Origin of the sequence: Novosphingobium profundi, assembly GCF_018491765.1 — a bacterium.
In the GTDB taxonomy this organism is placed as follows: Bacteria; Pseudomonadota; Alphaproteobacteria; order Sphingomonadales; family Sphingomonadaceae; genus Novosphingobium; species Novosphingobium profundi.
On record NZ_JABWCU010000007.1, the window covers coordinates 102,874 to 125,721 of the forward strand.

Genomic DNA, 22,848 nt, shown 5'->3' on the forward strand with positions numbered 1-22,848 from the left:
GATCCCCTTCCTATCGATGTTGTCTTGCGCCGCAAGGGCGCATACCGAGGGAACATGACCGACTGTTCCGAGGCCGCCGCGAGCGCCCCCGCCACCGCCCCTGCCCCCGCCCTCATCGCCACGCCCGCGCAGCTGACCGCGCACCCCTGGTTCTTCTGCGGCATCGGCGGCTCGGGCATGCTGCCCCTCGCGCTCATCCTCAAGGGCCTGGGCGCGACGATCGCGGGCTCGGACCGCGGCCGCGACCAGGGCCGCAGCCCCGAAAAGTTCGCCTGGCTCGAATCGCTCGGCTTCACGCTCTTTCCCCAGGACGGCAGCGGCATCACTGCGCCCGACCAGACCCTCGTCGCCTCGGCTGCGGTCGAGGATACCGTGCCCGAGGTCGTGCGCGCGACCGAACTGGGCTGTCCGCGCATGACCCGCGCGCAGCTTCTCGCCGCGCTGTTCAACGCCGCGCCCGAAGGCATCGCCATCGGCGGCACCTCGGGCAAGTCCACCGTGACCGGCATGACCGGGTGGATCATGACCCGGGCGGGCACCGATCCCACGATCATGAACGGCGCGGTGATGAAGAACTTCGTCAGCGACGAGGCCCCCTTCGCCAGCGCGCGCGTGGGCGGAGGAGACATCTTCGTTTCCGAGGTCGACGAGAGCGACGGCTCGATCGCCCTCTACCACCCCAAGGTCGCGGTGCTGCTCAACGTCAGTCTCGACCACAAGTCGCTCGAGGAACTGCGCGGCCTCTTCGGCGATTTCCTCGCCCGGGCCGAGATCGCGGCGGTCAACCTTGACGACGCCGAAAGCGCCGCGCTCGCCCACCGCGCGAAATCGGCGATCACCTTCGGTATCACCAACCCGCACGTGCGCCTGCGCGCGGGCGACGTGGTCCAGGGGCCCACCTCGCTCAGCGCCACCGTGACCGATCGCCTGGAAGGCACCACCCACGCGCTGAAGCTTCAGGTCCCGGGCAAGCACAACCTCTACAACGCGCTCGCCGCGATCGCCGCGGCCCACGCCGCCGGGGTTCCCGTGGCCAAGGCGGTCGAGGCACTCGCCAGCTTCACCGGCCTCGCCCGCCGCTTCGACATCGTGGGCACCTCGCCCTCGGGCATTACCGTCATCGACGACTTCGGGCACAATCCCGACAAGGTCTCGGCCACGCTGTCCACACTGAAAGCGCATCCCGGACGCATCATCGCCTTCTTCCAGCCGCATGGCTATGGCCCCTTGCGCCAGATGGGCCATGAACTTGCCCGCGTCATGGCCTCCAAGCTCACCGCGAACGACGTCGCGATCCTGTGCGATCCGGTCTATTTCGGAGGCACTGTCGACCGCTCGGTCGGCAGCGAGCGCATCGTCGCGCTGATCGGCGAGGATGGCGGCAAGGCCGAGCACCTGGCCGAACGCGCGGCCTGCGCGACCCGCATCGCCGAGCTCGCCGAGCCGGGCGACCGGATCGTGGTGATGGGCGCTCGCGACGACACGCTCACGACTTTCGCGAAAGACCTCCTCGACCGCCTGCCCTGATCACTGCCGAGACCACTGCGCACCTGCGGTAACTCGCGCCTTGCGGCGCAGGCCTGCGCGCGCCCTTGGACGTGCCCCCATGCCGCACGTCCAAGGCGTTCACGCGCCCTAGCGCCGATCCCCCGCACAAATCCCGATACCCCACGAACGCGCGCTTAGCAGACCTCGCGGTACTGCCGCCTGCGCAACCACCTATCGGGAGCGGATATGTCACTACCTCCACAAGGCTCGGCGGTGTGGGGACGACTGGCCTCTGGCGGCCTGTCACGCCTGCAGACGAGTCATCTGGGCACGCAGATGCTGATCAAGCGGCTGGAACTCAGCCCCTCGCCACCTGCGGCCAAAGCCACCGAAATCTACAACTACTTCGTAAAGTGGGAGCGGTCCCTTGCAAATGAAGTCGCCCAACTCAATCGCCTCTGACGGCACGCCGATCAACGGGTTGCTGCCCGTCGATGCGGTCATCGATCTCATCAAGGCCGGGGCCAGCCTCAGCCTCGCGGGCCGCAAGGCCGCGCTCGACCGCCTGCCGGCGGGAAGGTGGATCGCCGGGACCTCGCCCTACTTCATGACCGCCGATGGCGGACGGATCATCGACGACGACGTGCTCTTCGTCACCGATCTCGGAAGCATCGGCGAAGTCACTTTCGCGACTTACGACGCCGACCAGCTCGAACGCATCTCGGGCGATGCGCCCGACAGCGGCCTCGCGCTTGCGGTGATCCCGGCAGGTTCGCGCTGCCACACCGAATTCGCGCAGAACGCGGCGAGCTATCCGATGGCCTTCCTGCGCCCGACCGTGGGCTGGATCTCGGGCTACGACCTCGCCCATCCCGACGAGAGCGCCTATGCCTACGACGGCCAGGTCGCGACGGCCTACGAAGACCGGGTTGCGGTGGCCCACATCACGATCCCCGAAAGCGAGAGCCCGGTGATCGAGATCGTCAACATCTTCGCGCCCGACGGCGGCGACGTGATCCGCTTCGAGGAAGCCGGATTTACCCCCGAATGGTGCCTCGTCGGCGGCGAGCGCAAGCGCTTTGCCGACTATGTCGTCGAACGCGGACGCGAAGGCGGCGACCTGCCGCTGGTGGGCGACTTCGGCGGCGCGCGGGTCAACGCCTCGCTCAAGACGGTGGACGCACAGGCCGGCACGGTCGAGCTCTACGCCCCGGTCTTCGCGGGCGTCGACTACAGCTTCGCCGCGCCCGTGGGCGACTACGCCGATGGCTTTCGCAAGGCGCTCGAGACCCAGCCCTTCGACGGCGCGGTCTGGTCTTGCAACTGCATCCTCAACTTCCTGTTCGGCCAGCTCGAGGGTGTCGCCATCGGCGGCGTGGCCGGTCCGGTCACCTTCGGCGAAGTCGCCTACCAGCTGCTCAACCAGACCATGGTCGTGATCCGCAAGGATTGAGCGCGCCGGGGAGCGGACCTGAGAGGCATCCGGCGGGTGCGCAAGCCCCTCAGGTCCCGGCGGTCACCAAGCACGCGACGCAACATTAATCCGATCTCATACCTAGGCCAGCGCATACGCCAAATTTGACAAGCCGCCCCTAGGCTTACCTTCCAATCCGCAGACGAGGAAATGGCATGTCCCAGACGGCATCGAACATGGAAATTCCCGACAGGCTGGAAATGTTCGCTATCACCGAGACCGACAACGCGCGCTTTGGCGGCATTGCCCAGCTCATACGTCGGCTCGGCCCGGGGGTGCTCGACACCTTCTACACCTCGATCCGCGCGGACCGGCGGCGCTCCTCCTTCTTCAAGTCGCAAGGCATGATGGACCATGCCCGCTCAAAACAGCTCGACCATTGGGTCGACCTGTTCTCGGGCCGGATCGACCAGACCTACATGGCGCGCGCCGAACGCATCGGCAAAGTCCATGCGCAAATCGGCCTGCCCCCCACCTTCTACATCGGCGCCTATGCCCAGGTCCTCGCCGAAGTCATCGAGCGCGACCTCTCGCGCTCGATCGCGGGCGTGCTGGTGCGCGGCAAGGTCAAGAACCTCGCCACGCTCGTCAAGGTCGCGCTGATGGACATGGACATTGCCACCTCGGCCTACCTCGCCGCGCAGGACCACAGCCGCGAAACAACGCTGAGCTCGCTTTCGCAGGCGCTCGAGGCGGTGGCGCAGGGCGATCTCACCACCGAGCTGGGCACCCTGCCCCCCGGTTTCGAGCAGATCCAGTCCGACTTCGCCGCGATGTGCGACGCGATCGTCCAGACGCTGGGCGCGGTCGCCGCCTCTTCCGAGCAAATTCGCGTGGGCGCCTCCGAGATCCGTGCCGCGAGCGACGATCTCTCGCAGCGCACCGAGAGCCAGGCCGCCGCTCTCGAGGAATCGGCCGCCGCTCTCGATCAGTTGACCAACGGCGTGCGCACTTCGGCGCAAGGGGCAAGCGAGGTCAACCGCTCGGTCGGCGAGGCCGAAACCGAGGCGCGCGACGGCGGCCAGGTGGTCGAAGAGGCGGTCGCGGCGATGGACGGGATCCAGAAGAGCGCCAAGGAGATCGGCGCCTTCGTCAACGTGATCGATTCGATCGCCTTCCAGACCAATCTGCTTGCCCTCAACGCCGGGGTCGAGGCCGCGCGCGCGGGCGATGCCGGCAAGGGCTTCGCGGTCGTCGCCAACGAGGTGCGCGCGCTCGCCCAGCGCTCGGCCGAAGCCGCGCAGAACATCAAGGACCTCATCGGGGGGTCGGAACAGCAAGTCCAGCGCGGTGTCGCGCTGGTCGGCCGCACCGGCGAGGTATTCCGCCGGATCGTCGAGAAGGTCTCCGGAATTACCGGCCTCGCCTCGCAGATGTCCGACCTTTCGCAGACCCAGGCGGGACAGCTCAGCCAGGTCAACTCGGCGATCGGCGACATGGACCGCATGACCCAACAGAACGCGGCCATGGTCGAAGAGACCACCGCCGCCGCGCGCAACCTCGCGCAGCAGGCCGAGGACCTCGCCAAGCTGGTGCGCATGTTCAAGCTCGAAGTGGGCCCGAGCCACGGCGCACCGATAGCCGTCGTCGCGAAAAACCCACGCAAGCCCGCAACAAAGGCCCTGCCCGAACCGTCCTACACCCCCGCTCCGTCCGCGGCGCCGCGCACGGCCGGCGCGCTCGCGCTCAAGCCCGAGGAAGCCCCCGACGCGGACTGGACCGAATTCTGATACCTATGGCCGGGCCAAGTTCGGCCCGGCTCGGCACGCGTCTTTTCAGTGCGCGGCCTTGCCGCGCGCCTTGGCCACGAGGTGCAGGATGACGGCGATAACCGCGCCGAGCACAAGTCCGACAATGGCCGAAACCAGCGCATAGGATATCCAGCCGGTGACCGGCCCCAATGGCCCGCTCGCCTGTTCGACCGTGTGCTGTAGGCCATGCGCCATGTGCGCGGGTGCCGCGAACCCGAGTTCTTCCAGCCCGTGCAGGAGAATTCCGCCGCCGACCCAGAGCATCGCCAGCGTGCCCACCGAACTCAGCAACTTGAGCACCACCGGCATCGCGCGCAGCAGGAAGCGCCCGACCCCTTGCGCCATCTTCGAGGCCTTGCGCGCAAGGTGCAGGCCGACGTCGTCCATCTTCACGATCAACGCCACCGCGCCATAGACGCCAAAGGTGATGACCAGCCCGACGATCGCCAGCGTCACCGCGCGGGTCACCAGCGTCGCATCGCTCACTTCCGCGAGCGCAATCGCCATGATCTCGGCCGAGAGGATGAGGTCGGTCCGGATCGCGCCGGAGGTGCGCGCCTTCTCGAAGGCGACGGGATCGGTGATCGTGTCCTCAAGCGTTTCGCCGTGCTTGGCGCCGCCCAGCATCTCGAGGATCTTCTCGGCCCCCTCGAACGAGAGATAGAGGCCGCCCATCATCAGGATTGGCGTGATCGCCTGTGGCAGAAACGCGCTCAGCACGAGCGCGATCGGAAGCAGGATGACCAGCTTGTTGAAGATCGAACCCTTGGTGATGCGCCAGATCATCGGCAGCTCGCGGTCGGGCGTGAAGCCGGTCACGTAGCCGGGCGTCACGGCGGCATCGTCGATGACGACGCCCGCGGCCTTGCTGCCAGCCTTGGCCACCCCCGCGCCGACGTCGTCGACCGAAGCGGCCGCGGCACGGGCAATGACCGATACGTCGTCAAGCAGGGCGACAAGGCCGGAGGGCATCGCGAAAAAATCCTTTCGAAAACCGCCAGTGCGGCAGGAATATCAGCCATGCGGGGGAATTGGGGAGCGATCAAGAAAAAGCCGCGCAAGCCCCGACAAGTGCACGGCTTTTCACGCTTCGCAGCGCCCCGGAAACGCCGGCGAAACACGAAAAGCGATACCGGACGCTTAAAGCCCCCGCGTCCCGACCGTTCTTCCCAATGTCCGGAGCGCAGCCAGCAAGCCGCTCCCAACTTTCTGAAAACTGGGGAAGAAATCATGTCGGTTATCTACACGAACATCAGCGCCATCCGTGCCTCGAACGCTTCGATCGCCGCCAACAAGATGCTCGGCATCTCGATGGAGCGCCTCTCGACTGGCAAGCGCATCAATTCGGCCAAGGACGATGCCGCAGGCCTTGCCATCTCCACCTCGATGACCTCGCAGATCCGCGGCATGAGCCAGGGCGTGCGCAACGCCAACGACGGCATCAGCCTCGCCCAGACCGCCGACGGCGCGCTTTCCGAAGTGACCAACATGCTTCAGCGGGTGCGCGAACTGGCAATCCAGTCGGCCTCGGCCACCTACCAGGACAGCGATCGCACCGCGATGCAGCAGGAAGTGACCGCGCTTACCGACCAGATCGACGACATTCTCACGCAGACCACCTTCAACGGCAACACGCTGTTCTCGACGACCTCGGGCAGCGATGTCACCTTCGACATCCAGACCGGTGCAAATTCGGGCGAGACGGTCACCCTCACCGCGACCTCGATCGACGGCACCAAGATCGACGCCACCGCGCTCGACGTTTCGACCTCGACGCTCGCCTCGACCACGCTCGACAACATCGATGATGCCCTGCTCGACGTGAACGCCACCCGCGCCTCGCTCGGCGCTGGCCAGAACCGACTGGAATCGGCGGTCAACAACCTCACCAGCACGGTGACCAACTTGTCCGATGCCCGATCGCGGATCGAGGATGCGGACTACGCCGTGGAAACCACCCAGATGGCCAAGGCGCAGATCCTCTCGCAAGCCTCGACCGCCATGATCGCCCAGGCGAACCAGGCCCAGCAGAACGTGATGAGCCTCCTGCGCTAAGCCCGACCGGGCGTCCCGCAGGAAGGCAGACCAACCAGGTCCCGCAAGCACCCGGTGGGGATGATCCCCACCGGGTCAATTGCGTGGCGTTCAGAACGAGGTTCCCAGCGTCACGTTGACCGATCGGCCCTGCCCTGCAACCGGACGCAGCGTTCCACTGACATCGTAGTCGCCCAATGCCATGCCGCCGAGCGGAAGGTAGTAGCCCTTGTCGAAGAGGTTCGTCGCCTCCAGGCCAAGGCGCCAGCCCGCCAGCGCATAGGCCGCCCCGAGATTGAACAGCGCATAAGCCGAGGTCACCGGCTCGTTGCGGCGGGTGTCGACCCGGTCCTTGCGATCGACCCACTCCACGCTTCCCGAGAGTTCGAGCGCGCCGCTGCGGTGGAGCACGGCGAGCTTCGCGTTGAGCGGCATCTGGTGGTAGAGCGGCAAGTCGTCCGACAGGTTCTGCCCGTGGACCCAGGCGAGCGTCGCGCGAAGGCTCGTGCCCTCCTGCGCCGTTCCCTGCACCAGCGCATTCGCCGAGACATCGAGTCCGTAGAACGCGGCCTGGACATTGGCGAACCGGAGCTGGACGAATTGGCTGTCGAGGTCCTGGAGGTAGGCCGCATCAATGTAATCGTCGACGTGCGTATAATAGGGCGAGACCTTCAGGCTCACGCCCCGCGCCGGCGTCAGTTGAAGGGCCGCGCTCACGGTATCGGCGCGCTCGGGCTTCAGGTCGAGATTGCCGACATAGCCGTTGCCGTCGCCATACCAGCCGATCATCCGGCTTGCCATCGAACCCTGCCCCCAGGTGTAGCGCTCGTAGATGTTGGGCGAACGCGCCTTGTGCGCGTAGCCCAGCTCCACGGTGAGCGCGTCCGACGCCGTCCAGCGCGTCAGCGCCGAGCCCGACCAGTTGCCGTCGACCCGGCGATGCCCTTGCGCATTGAACGCGGCCGCGGCGGCAACGTCAGCCGCCTGCATCATGCCCGTGCCATAAGGCTGGACGTCGCCGGTATCCATCGCGACGCGGTCAAAGCGCAGGCCCGCCGTGGTGGTGAGCGTGTCCGACCAGTCCGCCTGCCACTCGCCATAGGCGCCGATGCGATCGCGATGCGCCGCGTTGATGTTCACGAAAGCATCCGGCCCCATCATCGAGGAGCCCGCGACCGGCGGCCAGGTGTCGTTCAGCCACTGGTGGTGGTATTCGAGCCCGGCGCGCACGATCTGGTGCTCGGCCAGCGGCACCTCGAACTTCGCCGCGCTTGTGAACGTGTGCACGGTCGTGTTCATCGGCATGTCGCCAGGGAGCTTGTCGGCAAGAAAATTCATCTTGTGCCGCGTGTCGCGGTAGCTTGCCGAGAGATCGAGGTTGCCCCAGTCATAACTGCCCCGAAAGCGGCCCTGGACGAACCATGAGCGGTTGTCCGTCATGTCCATCCACTGGTTCACGAAGCCCTCGTAGGGGCTGTAGTGGTAGCCGCCCTTGAGTTCGAACAGGCCCGCCCCGGTCTTGAGCGCCAGCGCGAGCGCCTGGTCGGTCTTGGCGTATTCGCTCGAGTGGACGGTGCCCAGCTTGCCGCCGGCCTTGTAATTGTCCGACTGGGTGTAGGCACCGGTGTAGGTCGCGCTGAACGTGCGCGTCGCCATCGTCAGCGCGGCCGAGCCGCCAAAGGCGTTGCCGTTCGAGCGGTAGTAGCTGGACGCGCTGCCCTTCACCAGCAGCGCCTCGCTCGACGAAAAGACCGGGGCGGCACTCTCCACCGCGATCACTCCGCCGATATTGTCGCCGCCCAGGCTCACGGGTGCGATGCCCGGCGTCACCAGCACCGAGCCGAGCGTCTGCGGGTTGGTGTAGGAGAGCGGCGAATTCATGTCGTTGGGGCACGACTGGTCGATCGGCTGGCCATCGACCAGCACGCGCAGGCGCTGCTCGGAAAGACCGCGCAAGGCGGGCATCGCGGAAAAGCCGCCCCCGGTATTGGCGCTCACCCCCGCAATCGCGGAAAGCACCGAGGCGGTGTCGCTAGCCGCCCCGGCTTGGCGGTGCAGGTCCTCGCCCGAGAGGCTGGTGGCCGCAATGGTCGGGTCGGGCTTGTGGCCTTCCACCACCGCGATCGGGCGCGGGTCGGCGGCCTCCTCGGCCTCGGCACGGGTGGCAAACAGGGGAAGCAGCATCGAGCCGGCAAGCAAAGCGGTGCGCGCGCGGCGCACGAATGGGGTATTCATCGAAAAGATCATCCTGAATTTTGCGTGGGAACACGGCGCGCACGCCCCCCGGCTGGAGCGGGAGGTCAGCGCTGCGTCGGCTCGCGCGCGCCTCGCTCAACACGAGCGAGGGAGCGCAAGCCCGTTCAGGAGAGCTTCGGAGGCCCGCGCAGCGGCGGGCGATGATAGCGCGCCCGCGCCAGGCGCAAGGGCGGCGTGGACCGGAACCCGAGCGCGAGGACAAAGGCGAGCGCAAGCGCGAGGACGACGGGGTCGGCGCCCGAAAGCGCGTGCGCGGACAGCGCGGTAAAGGGGCAGTCCCTGGCGGCCTTGGCATGGCCATCGTGCGCCGGGTCGGGCTTGTCGGGCAGCGCCATCACGCGCAGCTGGCTGTGCCCCTGACTGTCGCAGATCTCGACCGTGAGGACGTGCCCTGCGCGGCTGCCGATCATGAAACCGGCCGGCACAAACGCCTTCATTGCCAGCGAAAGCGCCAGCACGAACGCAAACACCGTAAAGTGGCGCGTCAGAAGGTTGCGAATCCCCTGCATCCGATCCCGCGCCTAGTCCTGTCGGGCCTGCGTGTCACGCCGCGGCGCGCGGACAAATTGTCCCACGCGCGCCACGAGAGCAGCAGCCCGAAGGTCAGTTCATCGCCAGGATCAGGCTCCGGACCTGGGGATAGACCTGCTTTTCCCACTTCGAGCCCGAGAAGGTGCCGTAGTGCCCGACGCCCGGCTGCAAGTGATGCTGCTTGAGGTGCGGGCGCAGGCTGGAGCAGAGCAAATGCGCCGCCGCCGTCTGGCCGACCGAGCAGATGTCGTCACGCTCCCCCTCCACGGTGAGCAGCGCGGTCTTGCGGATCGCCCCGCAGTCGACCGGCTCCCCCCGGAAGGTCAGCTCGCCCTTGGCCAGAAGCGCGCGCTGGAACACCTTGTCGATCGTCTCGAGGTAAAACTCCTCGGTCAGGTCGAGCACGGCGAAGTACTCGTCGTAGAAGGTCTCGATCTTGTCGACGCGCGCCGTGTCGCCATCGACCAGCGCCTGGTAGAGCTTGCGGAACTGGTCGAAATGCCGCCCCATGTTCATCGCCATGAACGCGCTGAGCTGGAGGAAGCCCGGGTAGACCCGCCGCCCGCCGCCGCGATGGCGCCAGGGCACGGTCTGGATCATGTTGGCGGCGAACCAGTCGTAGGAATGCGCGAAGGCCAACTCGTTGACGACGGTGGGCGTCTCGCGCACGTCGATCGGACCGCCCATCAGGGTCATCGTGCGCGGCTGGCAGGGATCATCGTCCTTCGCCATGATCGCCGCCGCCGCCAGCACCGGCACACAAGGCTGGCACACCGCCAGCACATTGGCGCCCTTGCGCTGCGCGGGATCGCCCAATTCCTGGAGGAAGGTGATCACGTAGTCGATGTAATCCTCGAGGCCGAAGCGGCCAGCGGCAAGCGGCACGTCGCGCGCGTTCTTCCAGTCAGTGATGTAGACATCGTGATCGCTCAGCATCGTCTCGACGGTGTTGCGCAAAAGCGTCGAGAAATGCCCCGAGATCGGCGCCACGATCAGCACCTTGGGCTGGGGCAGCGTGACCTCGGGTTTGGCGAAGTGCAGCAGATCGCCGAAGGGCAGGTCCATGACCACCTGTTCGACGACGGCCACCTCGCGCCCGCCGCAGGGGACCGAGGCGATCGCGTAGGCGGGACGTGCGTGGGTGATCGCCGCCTTCTCATAGACCTCGGCGAGCGCGAACAGGCGGCGCGCGAAGGGCATGTCCTGCGCCCCGTCCAGCGCCTCGTCGCGAAAGCGCCGCGCAAGGCGCGCGGCGAAACGCGAAGGTGCGAGAAGATCGTTGGTGGCCTCGTAGGCGTCGTAGAGCATGGGTACTTCCCTTCGCCTTTCCTTGTAGCCGCGAGAACCCGGCCCGGGAGGGCAAGGCAACGGAAAAACGCGCCCTGCCCACCGTGCCCATCCTGGCGGCAACGCGGCCGTGCGCACGATCGATGCACCCGCTATGCTGCGCTGCATCATGACGGGATGCAAGAAAAACCGCTGCCAACGTGAATGCCATTTGCGCAGTGCGTCAGGCGCGCGACAGTGTTAGTCTGGCCCTACACCGGGACGAGACGAGGAAGGATGCACGACGATGGCTGACAAGGCTGAACCAGCGGCAGGCGCAAGCGGCGCTACGCTCACGATCTCGTCCAAGACCTATTCGGCCTGGTCGCTGCGCGGTTGGCTGCTGTGCCGTCTCGCCGGGCTCGACGTGGTCGAGAAGCCCGCGCCCAACGATGCGAACAACCGCGCCGAATTGCTGCTTCTGTCCCCTTCGGTCCTCGTGCCGCGCCTGACCTTCGACGGCGCGAGCGTGTGGGACACGCTCGCCATCGCCGAATTCCTCAACGAGGAATTTCCCGAGGCCGGGCTCTACCCCTCCGACCGCATCGCGCGCGCGCATTGCCGCTCGATCTCGGGCGAGATCCATTCGGGCTTCACCAACTTGCGTTCGGCCCTGCCGATGAATCTGAAGGTGAAGCACGAACGCTTCCCGGTCTTCTCGGGCGCTCGCCCCGACATCGAACGGATCGAGACGATCTGGAGCGAATGCCTCGAGACATATGGCGGCCCGTTCCTGTTCGGCGCGAAACCGACAGTCGCCGACGCCATGTACGCGCCCGTCGCCACTCGGTTCATCACTTATGCCGTTTCGGTCTCGGCCCCGTGCCTCGCCTATTGCCGCACGGTCACCGAATGGGCGCCGATGGCCGACTGGATTGCCGCCGCAAAAGCGGAACCGGAGGAAATGGAAGAGCTCGAAGTCGAGTTCTGAAAGCCGCGACCCCGCCAGGATAGCCCGACAACGCTCTGACATCCCAACGCACATCGGCCACCAAGAAAGGGGCCGGACTGGATCCGGCCCCTTTCCCCTGCTTCCTCGGTGGGAGGAAAGTGTTACATCCCTGATCCGGGACCGTAGGTGATTTCCACACGACGGTTCTGGAGTTCGCGCACCCCGTCGGCGGTGGGGACACGCTGGTTGTCTTCGCCGAAGCCCTGGCTGGAAATCGCCGAACCCGGGATGCCGTGCGAGGTCAGATAGCCCTGGACGCTGTCGTTGCGCCGCTCGGACAGTCCCAGGTTGTAGGTCTTGGCACCCGAGGAGTCGGTATAGCCGGCGAGCATGATCGGCACGTTGTCGCAGTTGCCGTAAGCCGTGATCGCGCTATCGAGGACGGTGGCCGCCTCGGGCGTGAGGTCCGCGCTATCCCAGTCGAAGAACACGATATAGGGCCCCTTGTTGCAGACCACCTCGGGTGGCGGCGGCGGCGGAGGAGGCGGCGGAGGCGGTGGCGGGGGCGGCAGCGGCTCCGCCTTGGGGCCGAAGTTGAAGCCCAGCGTCGCCATAAGCGAATGAGAAGTCCAGTCGCTGTCGTAGCGGGTATCGTAGCTATTTATACGATAGTCCGGGACGTTGAAGTAGCGATACTTGATGCCCAGATCGACCGTGTCACCCAGAGGGAAGCGCAGGCCAGCCAGAATCTGCCAGGCGAAATCCCAGGTGTCACCGCTGATCAGATTGGCCGATCCTGACGTGGTGTCGACCCGGACGAAATGGTCGACACGGGCCGTGCCCACACCACCGCCCGCGAAAATCTGTATCCCGTCGTCCTTGCCAAAGTCCAACAGCGCGTTGCCCATGAAGCTCAACGCGGACGAGTGGCCATCAAGCTCGTCGCTGCCGTAGATCGGAGAAAGCGCATCGGCCGCCCCGAACTTCTTGTTGCCAAGACTTCGAAAGCTCCCTTCGGCCTCGATGCGGAACCCGCCGAAGTCGTAGCCGAGAACCCCGCCGACGTCATAGCCGGTATCTGACTCGAGCCGCGCGTTGCCAAGTCCCGGATAGTCAACCGGATCAAACTTGAAGTCGTCCGAGATAACGGCGCCGCCATCGATTTCGAGATAGACGCTGTCGTCACGGGCCCAGGCGCTGGTCGCCAGGATCGAAGACGACAGGGCCATCGCAAGCGTGATTTTCTTCACGGTTTACCCCTGCCTATTGAACGGTCAGGTATAGTTCCCATGAGCGCTCAGCCGAGACAATCGCGGTGCCCCCTAGTTCTCAATGTAAAAGTACCTATGCAGCTCACCCCGAGGATGAAACCACCTGCCTCATGGACGAATAGCTCCTCAGTATATTGAACATGTTCGAAACGACGATACATTTTTTCGATAATACAACCTGATAAGAACCTGGTTCGGGAGAAACCGCGCGCCTCCACACACCGCGATGCCATCGGTCGGCCGAGGCCTGTGAAACCGGCAGGCTGGCTCGTTCCCGAGGAATTTCCCCCTCCCCGAGCAGCCCCACGCGCCACCCGCTGACCACACTTGCATTGACCTTGACGAGTCGCGCAAAGGCGTGAAGCGGGCACGTGACCTCGGATTGCCTGCGATGGACCGCCACCGCCGCACCGACAGCAAGTCACTTGCATTTGGCCCGCAATCGGCTAAAGGCGCCGCTTCCCGCACGTCCGCAACGGATTCGCACAGGATACTTGAAGAAAGCCGGAGGGGCCCCGCAATGGTGCGGCAAGCCAGCGATCGGTTAGACAGATAAAGGATGCAGCAAGTGCCGCTTTACGAGCACGTGTTCCTGGCACGCCAGGATCTGAGCCAGGCGCAGGTTGATGCGCTGGCCGCCGCCGCCACCGAGATCGTCGAGAACCACGAGGGCAAGGTCACCAAGACCGAGACCTGGGGTCTCAAGAACCTCGCCTACAAGATCAAGCGCAACCGCAAGGCGCACTTCGTGATGCTGAACATCGAGTGCCCCGGCGACACCATCGCCGAGCTCGAGCGCCAGACGCAGATCAACGAAGACGTCATCCGCTACATGACCATCAAGGTCGAAGAGCACGAGGGTGGCCCCTCGGTGATGATGCGCAAGAACGACCGCGACCAGCGTCGCCGTCGCGACCGGGAGAACTGATCCATGGCACGTGCATTCTTCCGCCGCCGCAAGTCCTGCCCGTTCTCGGGCAAGAACGCGCCGAAGATCGATTACAAGGACGTCCGTCTGCTCCAGGGCTTCATGTCCGAGCGTGGCAAGATCGTCCCCAGCCGCATCACCGCGGTGTCCGCCAAGAAGCAGCGTGAGCTGGGCCAGGCTATCAAGCGCGCCCGTCACATCGGCCTGCTGCCCTTCATCGTCAAGTAAGGGAGGCTCAGTCTCATGGATATCATCCTCCTCGAACGCGTCGAGAAGCTCGGCAACATCGGCGACGTCGTTTCCGTCAAGGACGGTTTCGCACGCAACTACCTTCTTCCCAACAAGAAGGCCCTGCGCGCCAACGAAGCCAACAAGAAGGTCTTCGAAGCCAACCGCGCCAAGATCGAAGCCGACAACGCTGAAAAGCGCACGGCCGCCCAGGCTCACTCGAGCAACGTCGAAGGCAAGCAGGTCGTCCTGATCCGCGCCTCGTCGAACTCGGGCCAGCTTTACGGCTCGGTTTCGGTCCGCGACATTGCCGAGGCCCTCAACGCCGAAGGCGCTGAAGTCGGCAAGCAGATGATCGTGCTCGAGCGCCCGATCAAGACGCTCGGCGTGTTCGACGTTCGCGTCACCCTGCACCCCGAAGTCACCGTCACCGTCCAGGTCAACGTTGCACGTTCGACCGACGAGGCCGAACTGCAGGCCCAGGGCGTCGACGTCATGGCTGAAATGTTCGAAGCCGACACCACCGGCTTCACCGAGGCCTACGATCCCAATGCCGAACCCGGCGAGATCGTGACCGAAGACGCCGACGAAGGCGTCGAGGACAGCGAAGAGCAGGCCTGAGCCACTCTTTCCTGACCGACAGGAACACGAAAAGCCCCCGCCCGGATATCCGCGCGGGGGCTTTTTCGTGCCTTCGGTCCGTCAACTCTGACGACAACGGAACAAGCCTCCATGCTCTCCACGCCCCCTGCATCCGACAGCCCCATCGACCTCAAGGGCGCACTACGCAAGGACGCCGCCCTCGCAGAGACCCTCCTGCACCTCAACAACCTGCATGCCCGCGAACTTTCGTGGCTCGACGGCCCGACACTCACCCGACTGATTGACGAGGCCTTCCTGGCCGCCCGGATCGGACATATCGACGCCGCGATCATCGTCCTGGACCAGGATGCGCCTTACGATAGCCCGAATTTCCGCTGGTTCGCCGAACGCCACACGCGGTTCGCCTACATCGATAGGGTCGTTGTTGCTACTCGCGCACGCGGACGCGGCCTGGCCCGCCGCCTCTATGCGCATGCCTGTGACGCCGCACGCATCGCAGGCCACGACAGGCTCGTCTGCGAGATCAACGCCGACCCGCCCAATCCGGCCAGCCTCGCCTTTCACGAAGCGCTGGGCTTTCGCCGCGTCGGCACGGCACGTCTCTCGGCCGACAAGACCGTCGACTATTTCGAGATCCGTATCTGACGCCCGGCCCCATACACCAGAACCTGCCCAGAACCTGCAGGGCCGCTCCGCGTGGTGATCGTATTCCCTGCCCTTGCACTGCAACACAGATTGCGTAATTACAGGCGATGGAAAACAGAATAGATCACATCCATGCGGAATTGGTCCGCATCTACGAAACCGCCGTTGCCTGCCTCAAGGCCGACATTTCCGCCTTCATCGAGCACGGCACCCTCCCCCCCGCCGAACGTCGCACTGCAAATCTCTGGACGTATCCCGAGCTGACGGTGCGTTACCGCGGCAACGAGCGCGACGTCGTGTTCGGCCGCGCCTTTGGACGGCTGGTCGAACCGGGCACTTACGCCACCACGATCACCCGGCCTCACCTTTTCGCCGATTACCTGAAGGAACAGCTCGCCCTCCTCGACGCGGAGTACGAGATCGAAATCGAGGTCTCGCGCTCGACCCAGGAAATCCCCTTCCCCTACGTCCTCGACGGCCTGGGCATGGGCACGGTCACGCCGCAGGAACTTGCGACCCACTTCCCCAGCACCGATCTCGCGATGATCGGCGACGAGATCGCCGACGGGCTGATGATCTTTGCCGAGAACGACCCCAAGCCGCTGGCGCTGTTCGACGGGTTGCGCACCGACTTCAGCCTCGCGCGCCTCGCCCACTACACCGGCACGAGCCCGGACCACTGCCAGAAGTTCATTCTCTTCACGAACTACCACCGCTATGTCGACGAATTCGTGGACTGGGCCGGAGAACAGATCGGCAAGGACGGCTATGTCGCGCTTGCCGGCGCGGGCGGCCTCTATCTCGATGAGGCTGCGCCCAACGCTCGCGCGCGGCTCTCGGACACGGCCTGGCGCCGCCACCAGATGCCCGCCTACCACCTCGTGCGAGAGGACCGGTCGGGCATCACTCTCGTCAATATCGGCGTGGGACCATCGAACGCAAAGACGATCACCGACCACCTCGCGGTGCTGCGCCCCGAGGCCTGGCTGATGATCGGCCATTGCGGCGGCCTTCGCGAGACGCAGCGGATCGGCGACTTCGTCCTTGCCCACGCCTACTTGCGCGACGACAAGGTGCTCGACCCGGTCCTGCCACCCGAAATTCCCTTGCCCGCCATCGCCGAAGTGCAGCAGGCCCTGGCCGAAGCCGCCGGGATCGTCAGCGGCGACAGCGGCGCGAACCTCAAGAAGCGCATGCGCACCGGAACGGTCGTCACCACCGATGATCGCAACTGGGAATTGCGCTACACCGCCTCGGCGCACCGCTTCAGCCTGTCACGCGCGATCGCGATCGAGATGGAAAGTGCCACCATCAGCGCGCAGGGGTACCGCTTCCGCGTCCCCTATGGCACGCTGCTGTGCGTTTCGGACAAGCCGCTCCACGGCGAACTGAAGCTCCCGGGCCAGGCGAACCGTTTCTATGAAGAAGCCATCGCGGGCCACCTCAAGATCGGCCTGCGCGCCTGCGAGATGCTACGCGCCGAGGGCGACAGCCTTCACAGCCGCAAGCTGCGCGCTTTCGACGAGCCTCCGTTCCGCTGAGATTCGGACACACCAGCCTGCATCGACGAGGGGCGATGCGATCGAGACTCGGCACCGCCGAACTCCCGGTCGCACCGCCCCTTTCCTTTGGCCGGAACTCCGATTTCAGAGATATAAAATTTCCGATTTTCATAACAAATTATGGATTCCGGGTATATTTTTGACCATATTGAAAAATATACAAATGCACATAGGCGTTAATAATTGCATTTCTGCCTAATTTGCAACCACAAGGCAGGCGCGAGCCACCCCGGAATAATCCATCGGCCCAAGCCAACCCCCTATATTCTTCCATTGACCTCGCAATACTATTAATCCAATAATAAATTGATATTCTCGCGTAGACACGCCCAGAAATATAAATTGCAAAAAATTCTCAGCTTTTGCTCCTATCATTTTGCAGGAAGATTTCATCTAAATTTCACCTTAACTACATGAAATTTCATATTGTTTCATAATTAGTCTTATATTGGCCACACAGCCCGATTAAATAGGAACATTCGGAACTTTTGACTGGCTAAGCGAGCAGTCGAGGCTCAGTTCCCTGCCCATCCCTCACCCCGGGTCGCATCCGGCTGAGGTCTCACAGCAGGGAGTACCACTCTATATGCGTATCAAGCGCATCCTTCTGGCCAGCACGCTGCTGACCATCGTGCCCGTCGCCGCCCAGGCGCAGGACACCGCCCCGAGCGACGACACCGCAACCGCTGCGGATGCGCCGGGCAACGCGATCATCGTCACGGGCTCGCGCCTCACCAATCCCAACCTCGAACAGGCCGCGCCGATCATGGCCGTGACCTCGAAGGACCTCGAGCTGACCGGACAGGTCAACATCGAGAGCGTCCTCAAGGATCTCCCGCAGCTGCTTCCCGGCTCGACGGCGGCTTCGAACAACCCCGGCGGCGGCGTGTCGACCGCGAACCTGCGCGGCCTCGGCGCCCAGCGCACGCTGGTCCTGGTCAACGGCCGCCGCTACGTCTCGTACGACACGAACCAGGTCGTCGACCTCAACACGATTCCTTCCGCGCTGCTCGAACGCGTGGACGTCGTCACCGGCGGCAAGTCGACCGTCTACGGTTCGGACGCCGTCACCGGTGTCGTGAACTTCGTGACCAAGCAGGACTTCGAGGGTCTCCAGGCCAATGGCAACTATCGCCTCACCGGCTACGGCGATGGCGCGCAGTATTCCGGCGGCATCCTTGCCGGCAAGAACTTTGCCGACGGACGCGGCAACATCACGATCTATGGCGACTACATGCGCCGTGACGCGATCCTCCAGTCGGCCCGCAAGTACACGGCGACGACGCAGACCGACGACGGCAGCGGCGGCCTGACCTCCGGCGGTTCGAGCTACACGCCCGCCGGTTCGATCTCGCTTGACGGCACGCGCTACAAGTTCGACCAGAACGGCGACTACTCGAACTACACCTCGTCCGACGCCTACAACTACGCCTCGGAAAACTACCTGCAGGTTCCGCAGAAGCGCGAACTTCTCTTCGCTCAGGGCCATTTCGACGTCAGCGACCACCTGACGATATACACCGAAGGCCAGTACATCCATAACCGGGTGAAGAACCAGCTCGCGCCGACGCCGCTTTCGGGCAGCTACGCGCTCGACACCGATTCCTCGTACCTCTCGAGCTCCAGCCAGTCGCTGCTCTCGGGCTACGACACCGATGGCGACGGCTACACCACCGCCTCGGTCTACCGCCGCCTGACCGAAGTGGGCGATCGTATCTCGGTCATGGACAGCAAGGCCTACCGCGGCCTTCTCGGTGCCCGTGGCAACATCTCGGGTGACTGGGACTACGACGCCTACTACAGCTTCGCGCGTACCAAGCAGACCGAATACCAGTATGGTAACGTGTCGGCCAGCCGCGTGGCCCAGGCTCTCAAGACGACTTACGATTCCGACGGCAACCTGGTCTGCTCGGACACCAGCAACGGCTGCGTCCCGCTCAACATCTATGGCGAAGGCAACATCAGCCAGGCAGCCGCCGACTTCATCTCGATCGATACGGTCAACCACTCGACCATCACCGAGCAGGTGGCTTCGGGCGCGATCACCAACCAGAACCTGTTCGATCTGGGCGCTGGCCCGGCCGGTATCGCGCTGGGTGGGGAATACCGCAACGAGCGCGGCACCTACAACCCCGACGAGGCGCTCGTCTCGGGCGACGTGATCGGCTTCAACGCCAGCGACGCCACCTCGGGTGGCTGGAACGTGTGGGAACTGTTCGGCGAAATCAACGTGCCGCTGCTGGCGGACATGCCCTTCGTCGATCACCTCGATTTCAACGGTTCGGCCCGCTATTCGAAGTACTCGACCTCCACCGGCGCAGTCGGCACGTATTCGGCCGGCCTCGTCTACGCTCCGGTCAAGGACATCGCGCTGCGCGGCCAGTTCTCGCGTGCGGTGCGTGCACCGACCGTGCACGATCTCTACAGCGGAAGCTCGGAAGGCTATGAGACGGCCAGCGATCCGTGCACCACGGACGCCGCACTCACCAACTCGAGCCTGAACGCGAGCTGCCTCGCCTCGGGCGTTCCCTCGGGCAAGATCGGCACCGAATACAACGGTGGCGACACGCAGATCGACAGCTATGTCGGTGGCAACAGCTCGCTGCGCGAAGAGACGGCGGACACCTGGACCGTGGGCGCCGTGCTTACGCCCAGCTTCCTGCCGGGCTTCTCGTTCACGGCCGACTACTACCACATCAAGATCAAGAACTACATCACCTCGGTCGGCACCTCGAACATCATCGCAGCGTGCTACGGCACCGCTTCGAATGGCTGGACGCCCTACGACAGCAGCTACTGCTCGCTGCTGCCGCGTGACGAGACCAGTTACACGATCACCGGCGCGGTCGACAACCTGTCGAACTCGGGCGGCGTGACCACCGATGGCGTGGACTTCCAGGCCAGCTACACCCACGAGCTCGGCTTCCTCGCCGATCGCGACGGTCGCCTCGACCTCAGCTTCGCGGGCAGCTACCTCAACAGCTTCGACTTCAACCCGTTCTCGTCGATCCCCTCGCTGGCCTACAACTGCGCGGGCAAGTTCGGGCTGCTGTGCGGCAACGTCTACGCCAAGTGGAGGCTCAACGGCCGCGCCACGGTTTCGACCGACAAGGCCACCGTCTCGCTGGCCTGGCGTCACCTCTCGCCGGTGGGCGACGACGATGTCTCGACCGACTACAGCGTCGAGCGCATCAAGGCCTACGACTACTTCGACCTCTCGGGCCAGTTCCAGATCGGCGACAAGCTCACCTGGACGCTGGGCATGAACAACATGTTCAACAAGAAGCCCCCGATCCTGGGCGACAACCAGGAGCAGTCGAACACCTATCCCTCGACCTACGACGTCTACGGACGCACGTTCTTCACGAGCATGAAGGTGAACTTCTTCTGATAGGGCTGCCGGAGAGGGACCGACCACCTCGCCCTCTCCGCCCCGAACCCGAATGTCCTACAAGGACGTCCACGTCATGGCCCGGCCGCGCTTGCGTGTCCGGGCCATCGGCGTTTCGCACAGCTGTCGTGGGCGAACCCTTGCCCTTCTCCACCATTGAATCCCGTCCGAAGACAATGCATACTTGCTAATGATATTCGCTCGCATTAGCAGACGTGCGCGACGAAAGATAACGGGGTTTTATGAAAACGACAGCAACCGCCCTCGGCCTGGTGCTCGCAGCACTGGCCTCGCCGGCTTTCGCGGACGACAATGCCGCCGCCGCAAATTCGGCCGCGGACAGCGGTGACCGCATCATCGTGACGGCCACGGGCTACTCCTCCGCGACCTCGACGACCAAGACCGACTCGCCGATCATCGAATCGCCCCAGGCGATCTCGATCATCAGCGCCGAAGAGATCGACTTGCGCGCCTCGCCCAACATTGCCGACGCCCTCGCCTATACCGCCGGTGTCCAGGCCGAGCCTTCGGGCCAGGACAGCCGCACCGACGAGATTTCCGTGCGCGGGTTCGGTGCAGGCGGCTTCTCGTCGAACAACAGCTTCGTGGATGGTTTGCGCCTGCCGACCGGCGGCCAGTGGACGCGCACCGGCTTCGACACGTTCGCCCTCCAGCAGATCGAGGTCCTCAAGGGCCCCTCGGGCGCGCTCTACGGCCAGACCGCACCGGGCGGCGTGGTCAACCTCGTGACCAAGAAGCCGACCGACAGCTTCCAGGCGCAGTTCATGCTTCAGGCGATCGGCACGACCGACCTTGGCAACTGGAACTACGAAGCCGCCGCCGACGTGTCCGGGCCGATCACCTCGACCTTGTCGGGCCGTGTCGTCGCGCTCTCCCGCTACGGCGGCACGCAGATCGATGGGGTGGACCAGGGGCGCCAGTACATCTCGCCGAGCCTGACCTGGAAGCCCGACACGGACACCACCTGGACGCTGCTGGGCCAGTACCAGCGCGACGAAGGCGGCTCGACTTTCCAGTTCCTGCCCTCGACCGGTTCGCTCTACGCGAGCAACGGCAAGTACATCGCCAACGACGCCTTCATCGGCGAGCCCGACTGGAACACCTTCGACCGCAACCAGTACCTGGCGGCGAGCTTCTTCGAGCACCGCTTCGGCACCAGCGGCCTCACCTTGCGCAACAACACGCGCTACACCCACATCGACACGCTCTACCGCGCGGTGGTGCTATCGGGCGATACGTACACCACCTGCCCCTCGACCATCAGCGGCTGCATCGCGGGCCAGACCATCGGCCGCCGCGCCGTCCAAGGCGACGGCTGGAGCGACGGCTGGGCGACCGACACCCAGCTGCAGTTCGACACCACCACCGGTTCGGTCGAGCACACCCTGCTGGCCGGCGTCGACTACTTCCACACCGACTGGACGCACTACCGCGATCTCGTCACCTCCTCGCTGGTCCTGCCCGTGCTCGACATCTTCGATCCGCAATCGCGCGGTTCGGACGGCTTTGCCGACAACCTGAACGCACAGGTCTACTCGTCCTCGGTCAGCAAGCAGACCGGCGTCTACCTCCAGGACCAGATCTCGGCGGGCAACCTGCACGTCACCCTCGGCGGGCGCTACGACTGGGCGAAGACCTCGACGACCGATCTCACCGACTTGTCCTCCTTCACCAACAAGGACGACAAGTTCACCTGGCGCGCGGGCGCGGTCTATCTGTTCGACAGCGGGCTCGCTTTCTACGCCAGCTACGCGCAATCGTTTCTGCCCGACACGACGGACCCCGATTCGACGCTCGGTGGCGAGCCATTCGAGGCCCTGACCGGCGACCAGTACGAAGCCGGCATCCGCTACCAGTCGGGCGACAGCCTCTACCTCACGCTGGGCGCCTACCAGATCACCCAGCAGAACATGTCGACCCCCGATCCTTCGGGCACGCTGTGCGGCAGCCGCACCTGCTACGTGCAGACCGGTGAGGGCCGCGTGCGCGGCATCGAGTTCGAAGGCAAGGGCTCGCTGCCCTGGGGCACGGCCGTGATCGCCGCGCTGACGTATACCGACAGCGAGGTGACCAAGGACAACACGACCTACACCGTCGATGGCGAGACGCTGAGCGTGGTGGGCAACAAGCTCGCCCAAGTGCCCGACTGGATGGCTTCGCTCTTCGTCAACCACACCTTCCGCGGCGGCGCGCTCGAGGGGCTCTCGCTGGGCGGCGGGGTGCGCTACACCGGGGTCAGCTACGGCACCACCACCAATGTGCTCGAGATCCCCGACTACACGCTCTACGATGCCTTCGTGCGCTATGACTTCGGCAATGGCGTGCGTGCCTCGATCAACGGGCGCAACATCGCCGACAAGCGCTACGTGGCCACCTGCACGGCGGCTTCGGCCTGCTACTACGGTCAAGGCCGCAGCGTGACGGCGCGCGTGGACTTTCGCTGGTAA

At 64.8% G+C, this 22,848-nt stretch carries 18 protein-coding genes; 13 read left to right on the top strand and 5 right to left on the bottom strand.

Going from position 1 to position 22,848, the window contains the following annotated elements; translation table 11 throughout:
- The first annotated feature begins 54 nt into the window (after positions 1–54).
- The 4 genes from HT136_RS08890 (at position 55) to HT136_RS08905 (ending at position 4,692) form a co-directional block, all read left to right on the top strand.
- Positions 55–1,527, top strand: a complete 1,473-nt coding sequence (locus HT136_RS08890) for a glutamate ligase domain-containing protein (protein WP_214199411.1) — start codon at positions 55–57, stop codon at positions 1,525–1,527.
- Between the two features lie 207 nt (positions 1,528–1,734).
- Positions 1,735–1,950 (top strand): hypothetical protein, encoded by a 216-nt coding sequence (locus tag HT136_RS08895; RefSeq protein WP_214199412.1) that lies wholly within the window; start codon positions 1,735–1,737, stop codon positions 1,948–1,950.
- Positions 1,922–2,941: a DUF6976 family protein gene (locus HT136_RS08900; RefSeq protein ID WP_214199413.1), complete on the top strand. Its 1,020-nt coding sequence runs from the start codon at positions 1,922–1,924 to the stop codon at positions 2,939–2,941. The genes HT136_RS08895 and HT136_RS08900 overlap by 29 nt, the downstream gene beginning before the upstream one ends.
- A gap of 176 nt (positions 2,942–3,117) precedes the next feature.
- A complete protein-coding gene (locus HT136_RS08905) occupies positions 3,118–4,692 on the top strand; it encodes a globin-coupled sensor protein (protein ID WP_246543487.1) in 1,575 nt (524 codons plus the stop codon).
- 45 nt (positions 4,693–4,737) lie between these two features.
- Here the strand turns inward: HT136_RS08905 and HT136_RS08910 are convergent, their stop codons facing one another.
- Complete coding sequence (locus HT136_RS08910) at positions 4,738–5,685, bottom strand: DUF808 domain-containing protein (protein WP_214199414.1); 948 nt, start codon at positions 5,683–5,685, stop codon at positions 4,738–4,740.
- 258 nt (positions 5,686–5,943) lie between these two features.
- On the opposite strand from HT136_RS08910, the gene HT136_RS08915 reads away from it, so the two are divergent.
- The gene (locus HT136_RS08915) at positions 5,944–6,768 is read left to right on the top strand and encodes a flagellin N-terminal helical domain-containing protein (RefSeq protein ID WP_214199415.1); all 825 of its coding nucleotides are present in this window, start codon (positions 5,944–5,946) and stop codon (positions 6,766–6,768) included.
- 90 nt (positions 6,769–6,858) lie between these two features.
- On the opposite strand, the gene HT136_RS08920 is transcribed toward HT136_RS08915, so the two are convergent.
- From HT136_RS08920 to HT136_RS08930, 3 genes are all read right to left on the bottom strand, one after another.
- On the bottom strand, positions 6,859–8,982 hold the full coding sequence (locus tag HT136_RS08920) for a TonB-dependent receptor (RefSeq protein ID WP_246543492.1): 2,124 nt from the start codon (positions 8,980–8,982) through the stop codon (positions 6,859–6,861).
- A 125-nt stretch (positions 8,983–9,107) separates the two neighbouring features.
- Positions 9,108–9,512, bottom strand: coding sequence for a DUF2946 family protein (locus HT136_RS08925; RefSeq protein ID WP_214199417.1), 405 nt, complete (start codon positions 9,510–9,512; stop codon positions 9,108–9,110).
- A 94-nt stretch (positions 9,513–9,606) separates the two neighbouring features.
- Complete coding sequence (locus HT136_RS08930) at positions 9,607–10,842, bottom strand: polyhydroxyalkanoate depolymerase (protein ID WP_214199418.1); 1,236 nt, start codon at positions 10,840–10,842, stop codon at positions 9,607–9,609.
- Positions 10,843–11,107: 265 nt separating this feature from the next.
- On the opposite strand from HT136_RS08930, the gene HT136_RS08935 reads away from it, so the two are divergent.
- Positions 11,108–11,791, top strand: a complete 684-nt coding sequence (locus HT136_RS08935) for a glutathione S-transferase (protein WP_214199419.1) — start codon at positions 11,108–11,110, stop codon at positions 11,789–11,791.
- Positions 11,792–11,913: 122 nt separating this feature from the next.
- Here the strand turns inward: HT136_RS08935 and HT136_RS08940 are convergent, their stop codons facing one another.
- On the bottom strand, positions 11,914–13,002 hold the full coding sequence (locus HT136_RS08940; protein ID WP_214199420.1) for an OmpA family protein: 1,089 nt from the start codon (positions 13,000–13,002) through the stop codon (positions 11,914–11,916).
- A 589-nt stretch (positions 13,003–13,591) separates the two neighbouring features.
- Between HT136_RS08940 and rpsF the strand changes: the two genes are divergently transcribed.
- From rpsF to HT136_RS08975, 7 genes are all read left to right on the top strand, one after another.
- Positions 13,592–13,951, top strand: coding sequence for a 30S ribosomal protein S6 (rpsF, locus tag HT136_RS08945; RefSeq protein ID WP_214199421.1), 360 nt, complete (start codon positions 13,592–13,594; stop codon positions 13,949–13,951).
- A 3-nt stretch (positions 13,952–13,954) separates the two neighbouring features.
- Complete coding sequence (gene rpsR, locus HT136_RS08950) at positions 13,955–14,179, top strand: 30S ribosomal protein S18 (RefSeq protein WP_007686754.1); 225 nt, start codon at positions 13,955–13,957, stop codon at positions 14,177–14,179.
- A gap of 15 nt (positions 14,180–14,194) precedes the next feature.
- Positions 14,195–14,800, top strand: coding sequence for a 50S ribosomal protein L9 (rplI, locus tag HT136_RS08955; protein ID WP_214199422.1), 606 nt, complete (start codon positions 14,195–14,197; stop codon positions 14,798–14,800).
- Between the two features lie 111 nt (positions 14,801–14,911).
- Positions 14,912–15,427, top strand: coding sequence for a GNAT family N-acetyltransferase (locus HT136_RS08960; RefSeq protein ID WP_214199423.1), 516 nt, complete (start codon positions 14,912–14,914; stop codon positions 15,425–15,427).
- A gap of 107 nt (positions 15,428–15,534) precedes the next feature.
- Positions 15,535–16,968, top strand: a complete 1,434-nt coding sequence (locus HT136_RS08965; RefSeq protein ID WP_214199424.1) for an AMP nucleosidase — start codon at positions 15,535–15,537, stop codon at positions 16,966–16,968.
- A 607-nt stretch (positions 16,969–17,575) separates the two neighbouring features.
- Entirely contained in the window at positions 17,576–20,380 is a 2,805-nt protein-coding gene (locus HT136_RS08970) for a TonB-dependent receptor domain-containing protein (RefSeq protein WP_214199425.1), read from the top strand.
- Positions 20,381–20,622: 242 nt separating this feature from the next.
- The gene (locus HT136_RS08975; protein ID WP_214199426.1) at positions 20,623–22,848 is read left to right on the top strand and encodes a TonB-dependent siderophore receptor; all 2,226 of its coding nucleotides are present in this window, start codon (positions 20,623–20,625) and stop codon (positions 22,846–22,848) included.